Genomic DNA, 15,280 nt, shown 5'->3' on the forward strand with positions numbered 1-15,280 from the left:
GCGTTTTTTCCGCTGTCATATCCATCGTTGCGCGCTAATTTAGGTTAGGCTTACGCTTATTTTGCGAAAAATGTTGCACGTTAGACATTATTCGTTTGCACAGAAAACCATTCGAGAACCAAGAAATGACAAAAACGCTCATCATTGCCGAAAAACCCTCAGTCGCTGCCGACATCGCTAAAGCGTTGGGAGGTTTCACCAAGCATGATGATTATTTTGAATCGGACGACTATGTCTTGTCGTCGGCGGTCGGTCATTTGCTCGAAATCATGGTTCCGGAAGAGTACGATGTCAAACGTGGCAAATGGAGCTTCGCCCACTTACCCATGATTCCGCCCTACTTCGCACTCAATCCGATTGCCAAGACGGAAACACGGCTCAAGGTCTTGACCAAATTGATCAAACGCAAAGACGTCAGTGCCCTGATCAATGCCTGCGATGCCGGGCGTGAAGGGGAATTGATCTTTCGCTTGATTGCGCAACATGCAAAAGCCAAACAATCGGTACAACGCCTGTGGTTGCAATCGATGACGCCGGGTGCGATACGTGACGGCTTCCAAAAACTGCGCAGCGATGAAGACATGTTGCCATTGGCCGACGCCGCACGTTGTCGTTCCGAATCCGATTGGTTGATTGGTATCAATGGTACCCGTGCCATGACGGCCTTCAATTCGAAAGAAGGCGGCTTTTACCTGACCACGGTTGGTCGTGTGCAAACCCCGACCCTTTCCATCGTCGTCGAGCGCGAAGAAAAGATCAAAAAATTCGTCTCGCGTGATTTTTGGGAAGTGCGTGCCGAATTTGTTTGCGCTGCCGGGATTTATGAAGGCCGCTGGCTCGACCCGCAATTCAAAAAAGATGAACACGATCCAGAAAAACGCGCCGAACGCTTATGGAGCAAATTAGCGGCCGAATCGATCGTGGCCGCTTGCCGGGGACGACAAGGTAATGTATCGGAAGAATCGAAACCAGCCAGCCAAATCGCCCCAGCCTTGTTTGACTTGACCAGTTTGCAACGCGAAGCCAACTCGAAATTCGGTTTTTCAGCCAAAAACACCCTTGGTTTGGCGCAAGCGCTGTATGAAAAACATAAAGTACTGACCTATCCGCGTACCGATTCGCGCCATTTGCCGGAAGATTACCTTGATACCGTCAAGCAAACGCTTTCCACCGTGGCGGAAAACAATAATTACTACCAATTTGCCGCGCAAATTTTGAACAATAACTGGGTCAAGCTGAATAAACGCATTTTCGACAACAGCAAGATCAGTGATCACTTTGCGATCATTCCTACTGGCCAAGCGCCGAAGAACTTGTCGGAACCGGAACAAAAGCTGTATGACTTGGTCACGCGCCGCTTCTTGGCCGTATTCTTCCCCGCCGCCGAATTCCAAGTCACTACCCGCATTACCGAGGTAACTGGCCATCAGTTCAAAACTGAAGGCAAGGTCATGACCAATGCCGGTTGGTTGGCCATTTATGGTAAAGAAGCTCTGGAAGAAAAAGATACCGAAGGCAAAGGCACCTTGGTGGCTGTTGCGAAAGGCGAAAAAGTATTGGCCGATACGGTGGCCGCTCATGGCTTGGTCACCAAACCGCCGGCTCGCTATAGCGAAGCAACCTTATTGTCGGCCATGGAAGGCGCCGGCAAACTGGTGGACGACGGCGACTTGCGCGAAGCAATGGCTGGCAAAGGTTTAGGTACACCGGCCACGCGCGCAGCCATCATCGAAGGCTTGCTGACGGAACGTTATTTGTTGCGCGAAGGCCGGGAAATGATGCCGACCGCGAAAGCCTTTCAATTAATGACCTTGCTGCGCGGCTTAGGTGTCGATGAATTGACTTCGCCGGAACTGACCGGCGAATGGGAGTACAAACTCTCGCAAATGGAAAAAGGCAAAATCAGTCGCGAAGAATTCATGCGCGAAATTGCACAGATGACACAAATCATCGTCAAGCGCGCCAAAGAGTACGACAATGACACGATCCCAGGCGATTATGCGACCCTGCATACGCCTTGCCCGCATTGTGGTGCCATCGTCAAAGAAAATTATCGTCGTTTCGCCTGTACTAAATGCGATTTTTCCATGAGCAAGACGCCTGGCAGTCGCCAGTTTGAAGTCGCTGAAGTCGAAGAATTGCTGAGCAAGCGAGAAATCGGCCCATTACAAGGTTTCCGCTCAAAAATGGGGCGTCCATTTGCCGCTATTTTGAAAATTGTTGCCGACACCGAGCACAATAATTTGAAGTTGGAATTTGACTTCGGTCAAAACCAAGATGAGGGCGAGGATGGCGAAGGCGTCGATTTCACCGGTCAAACCGTGTTAGGCCCTTGCCCGAAATGTGCCGCCGGCGTGTATGAAATGGGCCTGTCGTATGTGTGCGAAAAAAGCATGGCCAAGCCCAAGGCTTGTGATTTCCGTAGCGGTCGCATCATTCTGCAGCAAGAGATATTGCCGGAGCAAATGGTCAAATTACTGGTCGATGGTAAAACTGATTTATTGCCAGGTTTTGTTTCACAACGCACACGCCGACCGTTCAAGGCATTTCTGGTTCGCGGTAAAGATGGTAAAGTCAGTTTCGAGTTTGAAGAACGTAAGGCCAAAGCTCCGGCTGCCGGTAAAGCGAAGGCTGTCGCTGAGGGCGACGCCGTGGCCGTGACGGATAAAGCAGTGGCAGCCAAAAAGGCACCGGCCGTCAAAAAAGCAAGCGCTGTTAAAAAAGTACCGGCCGTGAAAAAAGCCGCACCGCGTAAAACGAAAGCCGACTGAGGCTAGCGCTTTGCGGCCACCCGACCGGACGGCGGCAGTCCGAGTACTGAGTGATGTCGTCGTCTGTGCGTTGATTGAGGAAGAATATGGAGTCGGAAGAAGTACTCTCGTCTGCACGTTTGGTCTTTTTAAACGCATTCCAAGATGCGCTGCAAACCCTCGTCCCTCAGGCGATAGAAGCACTGTTCGGTAAGGCAAGTGCCAGCAATTCGAGCGCGGAACAAGCCGATATCGCGCAAGCCCGCGCCTTGCTGCAAGAGCAACGCGGACCCTTGATGCAAGCACTGAGCAACACCATGGCACAACTGCTCGCCATCAGCGTGGTCAATTGCTATAGCAGCTATCGGCCGCGCAGCAGTAGCAATCTGGCCGAAGACATGAGCTTGCTCGACTCTAGCGCGTTCGAAAGCTCGCTGCTTTCAAACAATGCGACGAATTTATTTCGTAACGCCGCCGGCCAGCAATTAATCGATGTCAACCTGCGGATTGCCGTCTTATTCAAGCAAGACGACATCTGCGAACGAGAAAATCCATTTCGTCCTTACTTAATTGCTCGCTGTATCACGCTCGCAGTACAAGAGTTGCACGTCACAGCGTCGCTCAGCCGCATCTTGATGCAGCAAATTTGCGACATCATTAAAAACCATCTGGTAGATTTATACCGTGAGTTGAATACCGAGCTGGCGAAATCCGGCTTAGCGGCACACCTGACACTGAAAATCAATAAAACCCCCGAACATATTGTCTACCGCGCCGGTATGCCAGCCTTACAGGCGACACCACTCCCACCGCATGTGATCACAGCGGCGGCCGAACAAGGCGGGTTCCCCTCCTTGATGCTCAAGCCCGCCTTAAGCATCGTGCAATGGCTCGCCGAGCTACGCGCGCGCACCGGCTTACGCTGTGCCGCCTCTGCCGAGGTGGATGAAACGCAGAGCATGCCGCTCACTTGGCTAGACGGCGTCGATGCGCTCGGCGACGTGTTGCGCCACGCCTTCGGGGATGACACAACGGTGAGTTGGGAGAGCAAGGCCAGAGCGCGGCCACCGCGCTTGAATTCTGATAGTGTGAGCAAGCCCGGCGGCCAGTATCTGTCGAGCGTGCGCGAATTGATTGTGCAGTTACAATTGGCGCATGCTGCCTCGCCGCTAGCGCAGGGGGCGAAATTCTCCTTTTCCGGCCTCGATTTTGTCGTCATCGCCGGGCAAATTCACCGTTTCCTGATTCCCGACAGCAGCGCCATGCAAAACGGCCGCGGTGAATTACGTAATTTGGTATACGAGCGGCGCGAAGCATTACAGCACTTGGCGCGCAATGCCGAGCAACAGATGTGTATCGATATCGTCATTGCGCTGTTTGAAAGCATCTTGACCGACGCCCTGCTGCCGCTGAATTTACGCCTGCAGTTGGCGAAAAGCCAGTTTCTGATATTACAACTGGCCTTGAGCGACCACAGTTTCTTGAAGACGCCCAGCCATCCGGCGCGCCAGTTGATTAATCGTATCGCTTCAACCGCTCTCGGACTCAAGTACCAAGATGCTGCAAGGCAGTTGTTTGAAGACGAATTGGCACGTGTTTTCAAAACCTTGGCGCGCCATGACTGCAGCATACCGGGCTTGTTTGAACGTATACATAATCGTTTTGATACCTTTGTCTCGCGCGAACTGCGGATACAAGACAAATCGGTCAGACGTGCCGTGAAACTGATAGAAGAAGCGCAAATCCGCTACAGCCAGTTCGAGCAAGCCTCACGCAGCATGCAAGCGGCGCTCAGCGGCTTGACGATTGCGCCGCAATTTCAAGCTTTTTTGGAAGGGGAATGGATACGCGCCATTAACCTGGCCGCGCGTTTTGACCACGACTTGGCCAAACGCTTCCGTTCCTTTGTGGCCGATGTGGTGTGGAGTATAGATCCCAAGCATAACAGCACAGAACAACAAGCACTACGCGACTTGACGCCGCAGTTATTTGCCGACTTGCAACTTGGCATGGATTTATTGAAATGGAATCGCTTCAAGCAAAATGCCTTATCGAGTTGGCTGACTGATGCGCACAGTCGCGCCATGAAAGTGAACGAGCAGGTCGCGCACGGCAGCACGCTGCTGGAAATGCATGCCACCTTCAAGGAATTCGTCGAGCAACCGGCTTTGGTGATGTCGGAAGTCGCAACGGCCGACAAGTTCGCTGAAGTTCTGCCCTATCTTTTGAGCTTATTAGAAGAATCCGGCTTAGTCGTTGAACTCATCAGTGACGAGCTCGCAGCGAAGAGCGTGATTCCCTCGCCGCAGCCGGCACACGCCGCTGTGAACTTGCAGTTACTGCGCGAACGCCTTATCAGTGGCATCGCCTTTGAGATGAGTAATGATAAGGGTAGTCAAGCGCCGCTGCGTCGCGGCTGTGTGCAATGGTGCGATCTGGCGATGAATACCATGGTGCTGAGTTTTCAAGGGCAAGCTGAACCGGCCATCATTTCGACCGAACACTTTTGTCGGCGCACACAGGATGGCAGCATCCGCTTGGCAGAACAGGCGCCGGCATTCGAGCGCGCCATCCATGCCTTATTAAAAACCGCCGACCTGGTCGACCGCTGATTTACCAATTCATATAAATTATTTACCCTACCTACTTGCGCTACCCGCCTGCGCTTGCTATAGTCCGACTCCCGCTGACGAGTGCAGCGAGATAGCAACAAGGCAAGCGTCTTACCCCGGCAATGTTTGAATAAAACGGCGTCAAGTAAAACAGGGTATTGACAGCAGCCGGTAAGTACTGCATAATCTCGTTTCTCTGCTGCTGACGAACACAACGCTTCGTAGCAAACCTCGCAAGAGGAAGCGGAAAAGAATACGGTTCTTTAACAATTAACAGTCAATAAATGTGAGCACTTGATGAAAGCGCACCGACTAAATTTATTTAGTCGGCATGCTTAAAAAATATCAAATGCTTCACAAGAAATAAATAATAGGAAAGTCGCTCAGCAATGAGTGACGGAACTGTCAGTATTTTGAGTGAGCGATCTGTCGGCAACGACAGAGTTCAGAAATGAACACAAAAACAGAGATTAAACTGAAGAGTTTGATCCTGGCTCAGATTGAACGCTGGCGGCATGCCTTACACATGCAAGTCGAACGGCAGCACGGAATGGGGTAACCCGGCCTGGTGGCGAGTGGCGAACGGGTGAGTAATATATCGGAACATACCCTAGAGTGGGGGATAACGTAGCGAAAGTTACGCTAATACCGCATACGCACTAAGGTGGAAAGTGGGGGATCGCAAGACCTCATGCTCATGGAGTGGCCGATATCTGATTAGCTAGTTGGTAGGGTAAAAGCCTACCAAGGCGACGATCAGTAGCTGGTCTGAGAGGACGACCAGCCACACTGGAACTGAGACACGGTCCAGACTCCTACGGGAGGCAGCAGTGGGGAATTTTGGACAATGGGCGCAAGCCTGATCCAGCAATGCCGCGTGAGTGAAGAAGGCCTTCGGGTTGTAAAGCTCTTTTGTCAGGGAAGAAACGGCATGCTCTAATACAGCGTGCTAATGACGGTACCTGAAGAATAAGCACCGGCTAACTACGTGCCAGCAGCCGCGGTAATACGTAGGGTGCAAGCGTTAATCGGAATTACTGGGCGTAAAGCGTGCGCAGGCGGTTATATAAGTCAGATGTGAAATCCCCGGGCTCAACCTGGGAACTGCATTTGAGACTGTATGGCTAGAGTGTGTCAGAGGGGGGTAGAATTCCACGTGTAGCAGTGAAATGCGTAGATATGTGGAGGAATACCGATGGCGAAGGCAGCCCCCTGGGATAACACTGACGCTCATGCACGAAAGCGTGGGGAGCAAACAGGATTAGATACCCTGGTAGTCCACGCCCTAAACGATGTCTACTAGTTGTCGGGTCTTAATTGACTTGGTAACGCAGCTAACGCGTGAAGTAGACCGCCTGGGGAGTACGGTCGCAAGATTAAAACTCAAAGGAATTGACGGGGACCCGCACAAGCGGTGGATGATGTGGATTAATTCGATGCAACGCGAAAAACCTTACCTACCCTTGACATGTACGAAAGCCTGAAGAGATTTAGGTGTGCTCGCAAGAGAATCGTAACACAGGTGCTGCATGGCTGTCGTCAGCTCGTGTCGTGAGATGTTGGGTTAAGTCCCGCAACGAGCGCAACCCTTGTCATTAGTTGCTACATTTAAGGTGAGCACTCTAATGAGACTGCCGGTGACAAACCGGAGGAAGGTGGGGATGACGTCAAGTCCTCATGGCCCTTATGGGTAGGGCTTCACACGTCATACAATGGTACATACAGAGGGCCGCCAACCCGCGAGGGGGAGCTAATCCCAGAAAGTGTATCGTAGTCCGGATTGTAGTCTGCAACTCGACTGCATGAAGTTGGAATCGCTAGTAATCGCGGATCAGCATGTCGCGGTGAATACGTTCCCGGGTCTTGTACACACCGCCCGTCACACCATGGGAGCGGGTTCTGCCAGAAGTAGTTAGCTTAACCGTAAGGAGGGCGATTACCACGGCAGGGTTCGTGACTGGGGTGAAGTCGTAACAAGGTAGCCGTATCGGAAGGTGCGGCTGGATCACCTCCTTTCTAGAGTAGCGCCGTAGTTGAGTGTTCACTTTTATTGACTGTTAAATTAAATAACGAGAAAAGCTTGGTAGTGATACCAGGGAAGCCAGTTATTCCTCAGTAAGCGTCGCGAGCGCTTCAAGGTTCAATCGAGAAGCGCAGTCGTACTTCGGTACGACGAGCATCGGAGATTGAAGATTGAAGTGCGCAGTAGCTTAATGAGGTATAAGAGGGGGATTAGCTCAGCTGGGAGAGCACCTGCTTTGCAAGCAGGGGGTCGTCGGTTCGATCCCGTCATCCTCCACCAGTATTAGTCAATGCAGATAAGCGGGTCTGTAGCTCAGTTGGTTAGAGCACCGTGTTGATAACGCGGGGGTCGTTGGTTCGAGCCCAACCAGACCCACCAAGAAATAGCAAACCTAAGTCAGCGAATGAGTAAGACGCAGAGATTTAGGTTTGATCTTTCAAAGCGAAAGTCAGAGTAATAAGTAGTATCTCGTTCTTTAACAATTTAGAAGAAGTAAAGTAGAAATAATCAAATTATTTCTGTAAAGGATAACATCGGAAGATGTTGTCGTTCGGTATGACGACAGTCATGCTGGATAATTTATGGAAGGGTTATGATTGTATCGAAACAAACAATGTATTAAAAAGAGTTTGATCAAAAGCAGCCGAAAGGCAGTTTTAGAAAAAAATAAATTCTTGAGATACGGCAAACGCTAAAGTAATACTCATAAGTAGTAAAGAACTATAACCGCTTTCTGGCGATGAACCTGGTTTCAGCAATGAAACGAGACGCCAGAAGCTAAAGTTATAGGGACAAGTGACTAAGTGCACATGGTGGATGCCTTGGCGATATCAGGCGATGAAGGACGTAGTAGCTTGCGATAAGCTGCGGGGAGTGAGCAAACACACTTTGATCCGCAGATTTCCGAATGGGGAAACCCGGCCGTAAGGTCATTGCATACTGAATACATAGGTATGCAAAGCGAACGTGGCGAACTGAAACATCTAAGTAGCTACAGGAAAAGAAATCAACCGAGATTCCCAAAGTAGTGGCGAGCGAAATGGGAAGAGCCTGCAAGATTTAGCATTTTTGATAGACAAACGCAATGGAAAGTGCGACCAAAGAGGGTGATAGTCCCGTAGTCGAAATCATCAATGTGGAACTAAGCTTGCGACAAGTAGGGCGGGACACGTGAAATCCTGTCTGAACATGGGGGGACCATCCTCCAAGGCTAAATACTCGATATCGACCGATAGTGAACCAGTACCGTGAGGGAAAGGCGAAAAGAACCCCGGGAGGGGAGTGAAATAGATCCTGAAACCGTGTGCATACAAACAGTAGGAGCGGACTTGTTCCGTGACTGCGTACCTTTTGTATAATGGGTCAGCGACTTACATTCAGTGGCAAGGTTAACCGCATAGGGAAGCCGTAGAGAAATCGAGTCCGAATAGGGCGAATCAGTCGCTGGGTGTAGACCCGAAACCAAGTGATCTACTCATGGCCAGGTTGAAGGTGCGGTAACACGCACTGGAGGACCGAACCCACTAATGTTGAAAAATTAGGGGATGAGCTGTGGGTAGGGGTGAAAGGCTAAACAAACTTGGAAATAGCTGGTTCTCTCCGAAAACTATTTAGGTAGTGCCTCTTGTATCACCGTCGGGGGTAGAGCACTGTTATGGCTAGGGGGTCATCGCGACTTACCAACCCATTGCAAACTCCGAATACCGACGAGTGCGAGCAAGGGAGACAGACATCGGGTGCTAACGTCCGGTGTCAAGAGGGAAACAACCCAGACCGCCAGCTAAGGTCCCAAAGTATAGCTAAGTGGAAAACGAAGTGGGAAGGCTAAAACAGTCAGGAGGTTGGCTTAGAAGCAGCCACCCTTTAAAGAAAGCGTAATAGCTCACTGATCGAGTCGTCCTGCGCGGAAGATGTAACGGGGCTAAGCTATACACCGAAGCTGCGGATATCCATTTATGGATATGGTAGGAGAGCGTTCTGTAAGCCTGCGAAGGTGTCTTGTAAAGGATGCTGGAGGTATCAGAAGTGCGAATGCTGACATGAGTAGCGATAATGGGGGTGAAAAGCCTCCACGCCGTAAGCCCAAGGTTTCCTGTTCAACGTTCATCGGAGCAGGGTGAGTCGGCCCCTAAGGCGAGGCAGAGATGCGTAGCTGATGGGAAGCAGGTTAATATTCCTGCACCGTCGTATGATGCGATGGGGGGACGGATCGCGGAAGGTTGTCCGACTGTTGGAATAGTCGGTTTCTGGCTCAAAGAAGGCGCTTAGGCAAATCCGGGCGCGGAATTCAAGGGGTTGGGACGAGTGCACTAGTGCATGAAGCAATCGGAAGTGGTTCCAAGAAAAGCCTCTAAGCTTCAGTCATACGAGACCGTACCGCAAACCGACACAGGTGGGCGAGATGAGTATTCTAAGGCGCTTGAGAGAACTCGGGAGAAGGAACTCGGCAAATTGGTACCGTAACTTCGGGATAAGGTACGCCCTTGTAGCTTGACTGCCCTGCGGCAGAAGGGTGAAGGGGTTGCAATAAACTGGTGGCTGCGACTGTTTAATAAAAACACAGCACTCTGCAAACACGAAAGTGGACGTATAGGGTGTGACGCCTGCCCGGTGCTGGAAGATTAAATGATGGGGTGCAAGCTCTTGATTGAAGTCCCAGTAAACGGCGGCCGTAACTATAACGGTCCTAAGGTAGCGAAATTCCTTGTCGGGTAAGTTCCGACCTGCACGAATGGCGTAACGATGGCCACACTGTCTCCTCCCGAGACTCAGCGAAGTTGAAATGTTTGTGATGATGCAATCTACCCGCGGCTAGACGGAAAGACCCCATGAACCTTTACTGTAGCTTTGCATTGGACTTTGAATCGATCTGTGTAGGATAGGTGGGAGGCTTAGAAGCGTGGACGCCAGTTTGCGTGGAGCCATCCTTGAAATACCACCCTGGTTTATTTGAGGTTCTAACCTTGGCCCGTTATCCGGGTCGGGGACAGTGCATGGTAGGCAGTTTGACTGGGGCGGTCTCCTCCCAAAGTGTAACGGAGGAGTTCGAAGGTACGCTAATTACGGTCGGACATCGTGATGATAGTGCAATGGCATAAGCGTGCTTAACTGCGAGACTGACAAGTCGAGCAGGTACGAAAGTAGGACATAGTGATCCGGTGGTTCTGTATGGAAGGGCCATCGCTCAACGGATAAAAGGTACTCTGGGGATAACAGGCTGATTCCTCCCAAGAGTTCATATCGACGGGGGAGTTTGGCACCTCGATGTCGGCTCATCACATCCTGGGGCTGTAGCCGGTCCCAAGGGTATGGCTGTTCGCCATTTAAAGTGGTACGTGAGCTGGGTTTAAAACGTCGTGAGACAGTTTGGTCCCTATCTGCCGTGGGCGTTGGAAGTTTGAAGGGGGCTGCTCCTAGTACGAGAGGACCGGAGTGGACGAACCTCTGGTGTATCGGTTGTCACGCCAGTGGCATTGCCGAGTAGCTATGTTCGGAAGAGATAACCGCTGAAAGCATCTAAGCGGGAAACTCGCCTTAAGATGAGACTTCCCAGAGACTAGATCTCTTTAAAGGGTCGTTCGAGACCAGGACGTTGATAGGCTGGGTGTGGAAGTGCAGTAATGCATTAAGCTAACCAGTACTAATTGCCCGTAAGGCTTGTCCCTATAACCTTAGCAGGTATAGGCTACGAGTGAGTTAATGAAGTGTTTGCCGGAATGTTCGGTACAAATCATAACCAAAAAATAATAACAAGATTATTAAGACTTTACTTCTTCTGAATTGGATTGATTGCGTGCCTCAGTGTAGCGAGGTGCACAATGAATCAACAAGTTATGCCTGATGACCATAGCTAGTCGGCCCCACCCCTTCCCATCCCGAACAGGACCGTGAAACGACTACGCGCCAATGATAGTGCTGCAACCAGTGTGAAAGTAGGTTATCGTCAGGCTTCTATTCTGCATGCCCCCGTTCTCTTGTGAGAGCGGGGGTTTTGCTTTTAAGTGAGAATGGTGGATTTTGTAAGTGCTATCGCAGTAATTAGCGTGAAATACTTGACGAAGACCACTAGACAAGCAGTGCAGTTTGTAATACAATATTGCTTCTGTAGACGTGGTGACACACGTTGAAGAGTTTATCTGAATAAGCATGAATATGGGTGCTTAGCTCAGTTGGTAGAGCGGCGCCCTTACAAGGCGTAGGTCGGGAGTTCGAGCCTCTCAGCACCCACCACAGATAAACGAAGGCAGCCAGGTTAAGTTGTTTCGGAGTGGTAGTTCAGTTGGTTAGAATACCGGCCTGTCACGCCGGGGGTCGCGGGTTCGAGCCCCGTCCGCTCCGCCAGTAAAATAAAAAGCCGTTTGCGTAAGCAAGCGGCTTTTTCCACTATTGCGGAAGCAAGCCAAAAGTTTGTTTCAGAAATATGCACAAAAAAAAGACGAACCTGACTCGGTTCGTCTTTTTTGCTTTGTGCACGCAGGAATCAAGCCGCTTTGGCAGCGTCGAGTTCGCCGTCGAGCGAGAAGACGATGTCATCGAGCATCTTGGCCAGTTCTGCCGTCATCAGCATGAAGTCGCTGTCGAGACGGGCATCTTTGTCGTTGCCTGATTCTTTATCTTCGTCGAGGATGTCGAGCGGTTTGATGCGCTTGATCGCCAGCGTGTCGGTCAAGACGAAGCTGATGCGGTCATCCCAGGTCAGGGCTAATTTGGTGCATTGCTTACCGGCCGTGATGTGTTTGAGTACATCTTCGGCATCTATACTGTGGTGCACATAGCGCACCGTGGCTTTGTCATCTTTCGATGACTTCAATTCCGTATCTTGATCGATGGTGAAACCTTTCGGGGCTTCATTGGCCAGCAACCAGCTCGTCATTGCCGCCTGAGGTGAGGATTTGACGCGTAAGCCTTCCAGCGGCAGCTTGTCGCAGCACTTGAGCAGCAGTTTGATGACTTCATCGGCCCGTGCCGGGCTGGCAGCATCGACGATGAGCCAACGGTTGAGCGGATCGATCCAGACTTGGGTGTGGCGAGTGATGGCAAAGGCACGCGGTAATAATTCATCGGTCACGCGCTCTTTTAAATCTTTCATGGCTTTGCGACCTGGTGCGAAACCTTGTTGTTCTTCGAGTTCGAGTGCACGGGCTTTGGTGACTTGATTGATCACGCTCGAAGGCAGTAATTTTTTCTCGGTTGCCAGACTGAGCAGAAATTGCTCGTTGACGCTGTGTACCAGCATGTCGTTGCCGCGCGGCGAAGCCCATCCCTGACTTTGCATTTCATTGGAGGCGCAATTGGCGAAGGCGATTCTGGACAACTGCGCATTCAATTCCAAGGCGCTGATGTGCCACGGCGCGTTAAGACGAAAAACCTGTAAATTCTTGAACCACATAGCATTTCCAAATGGAGAAAAGCTCACATTCTACACGCCCAGACCATGCAACTGAGGCCATAAAGCCGTGCCTTCGCGACATTTTCGCGCGCTTTATCGCATTCATCTCGTATCGCGACATCGTAGCGGCAATACTGGCAACAACTTACAAACAGGGAGAACAACATGTTGCAGCAAATCTTGATACACACACCGATCTGGGTCTGGGCTTTGTTAGCATTTTTGATCAGTCGCGGTTTCCAGGCCAGTCAGGACAGGGAAGTCAGCGTGCGCAAGGCAGTCATCATGCCCTTGCTGATGGGTGCCTTGTCTTTGCAAGGTTTGATTGGGCATTTCGGTGTGCAATGGGCCTCGCTAGGGAGCTGGGCTGCGGCAGTCGCGTTGGCCATACTGGTGCTGCTGCCCCTGCAAACAGCGGGCGCGCTACGCAAGCTGTCGGGCCAATTGATTTGGATACGTGGCAGTTGGATACCGATGGCGCTGATGCTGAGTATTTTTATTCTGAAGTATGCAGAAAATATCGCCGTCGCGGTACAGCCGGCATTACGTGACGATAGCGGCTTTGTTATCGTGTGCAGCGCGGTATTCGGTATCATGAACGGGGTCTTTTTTACTCGCTTGCTGGCAATTTTAGCCTGGTAGCACCATCGAACGGGCCTGAGGCTGCGCAAACTGTGTGAGTCCTGCAGATGCAGCCGGACATGGCGCGGGGGAGACAGTATAATGAGGACTGTCCTTATTTAGATTAGTTGTGCTAAACGCAACGATCCCTATGCGCCATGTTAGCTGAACAAAAACAAGAAATTCTCCGCCTCTTGCAACAAGCTGTTGCGCCTTTGATTGCCGATACCAGCGTGTCGGCCAATGTCTTGCTGGAACGTCCACGCGATGCGGCACATGGCGACATCGCCTGCAACATCGCCATGCAGATTGCCAAGCCTTTGCGCAAAAATCCGCGTGAGATTGCCCAGCAGATCGTTGCTAGTCTCGAAGCTGCGGCGCATCCTTTGATTGCTGCGGTGGAGATCGCCGGTCCCGGTTTCATTAATATCCGCTTGGCAACTGCCGCCAAGCAAGCCATCGTGAAAACCGTGCTGACGGCCGGGGTTACCTATGGTCAGAGCCGGCGCGGTGCCGGTCAAAAGGTGGTGGTCGAGTTTGTCTCGGCCAATCCTACCGGTCCGCTGCATGTCGGCCATGGTCGCCAAGGTGCGCTCGGTGATGCGCTGGCGGCTTTGCTCGATATCCAAGGCTATGCGGTTACCCGTGAGTTTTACTATAACGATGCCGGTGTACAGATCGCCAATCTCGGCTTGTCGGTACAGGCGCGTGCCAATGGCCATGCGCCGGGCGACCCGGCGTGGCCGGAAACGGCTTACAACGGTGATTACATCGCCGAGATCGCCCGCGATTTTCTCGATAAAAAAACCGTTTCGGCCAGCAATGGCGTGCCGGTCACCGCCAACGGCGACGTCAACGACCTCGAATCGATACGCGCGTTTGCGGTCACTTACTTACGTCGTGAGCAAGACAGCGATTTGCTGGCTTTCGGTGTGAAATTTGATCATTATTATTTGGAATCGTCTTTGTATGTCGATGGCAAAGTGGCCGCCACCGTTGCGGCACTCACGGCTGCCGGTAAAACTTACGAGCAGGATGGCGCATTGTGGTTACGTACCACCGAATACGGCGATGACAAAGATCGCGTGATGAAGAAGTCAGATGGCACCTATACGTATTTCGTGCCGGATGTGGCTTACCATGTGAGTAAATGGGAGCGTGGCTACCGTCAGGCTATCAATATTCAGGGCAGCGATCATCACGGCACGATCGCGCGCGTGCGCGCCGGTTTGCAAGCGCTTGATGTCGGTATCCCACAGGGTTATCCCGACTATATCTTGCACAAGATGGTGACGGTGATGAAGGACGGTGCCGAAGTCAAAATTTCCAAACGCGCCGGTTCATATGTGACGGTGCGCGATCTGATCGACTGGTCAGGTAATGGCGATGTGGTGCGTGGTCGTGATGCCGTGCGGTTTTTCCTGATCTCGCGCAAAGCCGATACCGAGTTTGTATTCGATGTCGATGTCGCGCTGTCGCAGTCGGATGAAAATCCGGTTTACTATGTACAGTATGCGCATGCGCGGATTTGCTCGGTGTTGGCACAGTACTCGACTGAAGAAGCCGGTTTTGCCGCACTTGCCGAGGTCGATTTGACACCATTGACGGCACCGCGTGAAGCCAGTTTGCTGGCCAAGCTGGCAGAATACCCGGAAGCGCTGGAACGCGCACTCGACGAACTTGGTCCGCATCAGGTGGCGTTTTATTTGCGTGATCTGGCCGGTGAGTTGCACAGCTATTACAATGCTGAACGGGTGTTGGTCGATGACGAGGCGGTGAAATTGGCGCGCTTGGCATTGATGCTGGCGACGCGTCAGGTGATACGCAACGGTCTGGCTTTGATCGGCGTGTCGGCACCACCGAAAATGTAAGTGGCTGCGGCCCT

At 51.6% G+C, this 15,280-nt stretch carries 5 protein-coding genes, 4 tRNA genes and 3 rRNA genes; 11 read left to right on the plus strand and 1 reads right to left on the minus strand.

From position 1 onward, the window contains the following. Positions 1–125: 125 nt before the first annotated feature. The 9 genes from RHM61_RS06580 (at position 126) to RHM61_RS06620 (ending at position 11,726) form a co-directional block, all read left to right on the plus strand. Complete coding sequence (locus RHM61_RS06580; RefSeq protein ID WP_322250338.1) at positions 126–2,771, plus strand: DNA topoisomerase III; 2,646 nt, start codon at positions 126–128, stop codon at positions 2,769–2,771. Between the two features lie 86 nt (positions 2,772–2,857). Next, the gene (locus tag RHM61_RS06585; protein WP_322250339.1) at positions 2,858–5,362 is read left to right on the plus strand and encodes a DUF1631 family protein; all 2,505 of its coding nucleotides are present in this window, start codon (positions 2,858–2,860) and stop codon (positions 5,360–5,362) included. 472 nt (positions 5,363–5,834) lie between these two features. Further along, positions 5,835–7,378, plus strand: a 16S ribosomal RNA gene (locus RHM61_RS06590). Positions 7,379–7,588: 210 nt separating this feature from the next. Further along, positions 7,589–7,664, plus strand: a tRNA-Ala gene (locus RHM61_RS06595). A 22-nt stretch (positions 7,665–7,686) separates the two neighbouring features. Next, positions 7,687–7,763: transfer RNA gene (locus RHM61_RS06600), tRNA-Ile, on the plus strand. 411 nt (positions 7,764–8,174) lie between these two features. Further along, positions 8,175–11,050, plus strand: a 23S ribosomal RNA gene (locus RHM61_RS06605). Between the two features lie 171 nt (positions 11,051–11,221). After that, positions 11,222–11,334, plus strand: a 5S ribosomal RNA gene (rrf, locus tag RHM61_RS06610). Together the 16S, 23S and 5S rRNA genes with 4 tRNA genes alongside form the textbook arrangement of a ribosomal RNA operon. Before the next feature lie 205 nt (positions 11,335–11,539). Further along, a tRNA-Val gene (locus RHM61_RS06615) sits at positions 11,540–11,615 on the plus strand. Positions 11,616–11,649: 34 nt separating this feature from the next. After that, positions 11,650–11,726, plus strand: a tRNA-Asp gene (locus tag RHM61_RS06620). Between the two features lie 139 nt (positions 11,727–11,865). On the opposite strand, the gene RHM61_RS06625 is transcribed toward RHM61_RS06620, so the two are convergent. Beyond that, on the minus strand, positions 11,866–12,774 hold the full coding sequence (locus RHM61_RS06625; RefSeq protein WP_322250340.1) for a recombination-associated protein RdgC: 909 nt from the start codon (positions 12,772–12,774) through the stop codon (positions 11,866–11,868). A gap of 165 nt (positions 12,775–12,939) precedes the next feature. Between RHM61_RS06625 and RHM61_RS06630 the strand changes: the two genes are divergently transcribed. Beyond that, the gene (locus RHM61_RS06630; RefSeq protein ID WP_322250341.1) at positions 12,940–13,416 is read left to right on the plus strand and encodes a DUF6622 family protein; all 477 of its coding nucleotides are present in this window, start codon (positions 12,940–12,942) and stop codon (positions 13,414–13,416) included. Positions 13,417–13,553: 137 nt separating this feature from the next. Beyond that, positions 13,554–15,266: an arginine--tRNA ligase gene (gene argS / locus RHM61_RS06635; protein WP_322250342.1), complete on the plus strand. Its 1,713-nt coding sequence runs from the start codon at positions 13,554–13,556 to the stop codon at positions 15,264–15,266. The last annotated feature ends 14 nt before the right edge of the window (positions 15,267–15,280 follow it).

This window comes from Undibacterium sp. CCC3.4, assembly GCF_034347425.1.
Classification (GTDB): domain Bacteria; phylum Pseudomonadota; class Gammaproteobacteria; order Burkholderiales; family Burkholderiaceae_D; genus Undibacterium.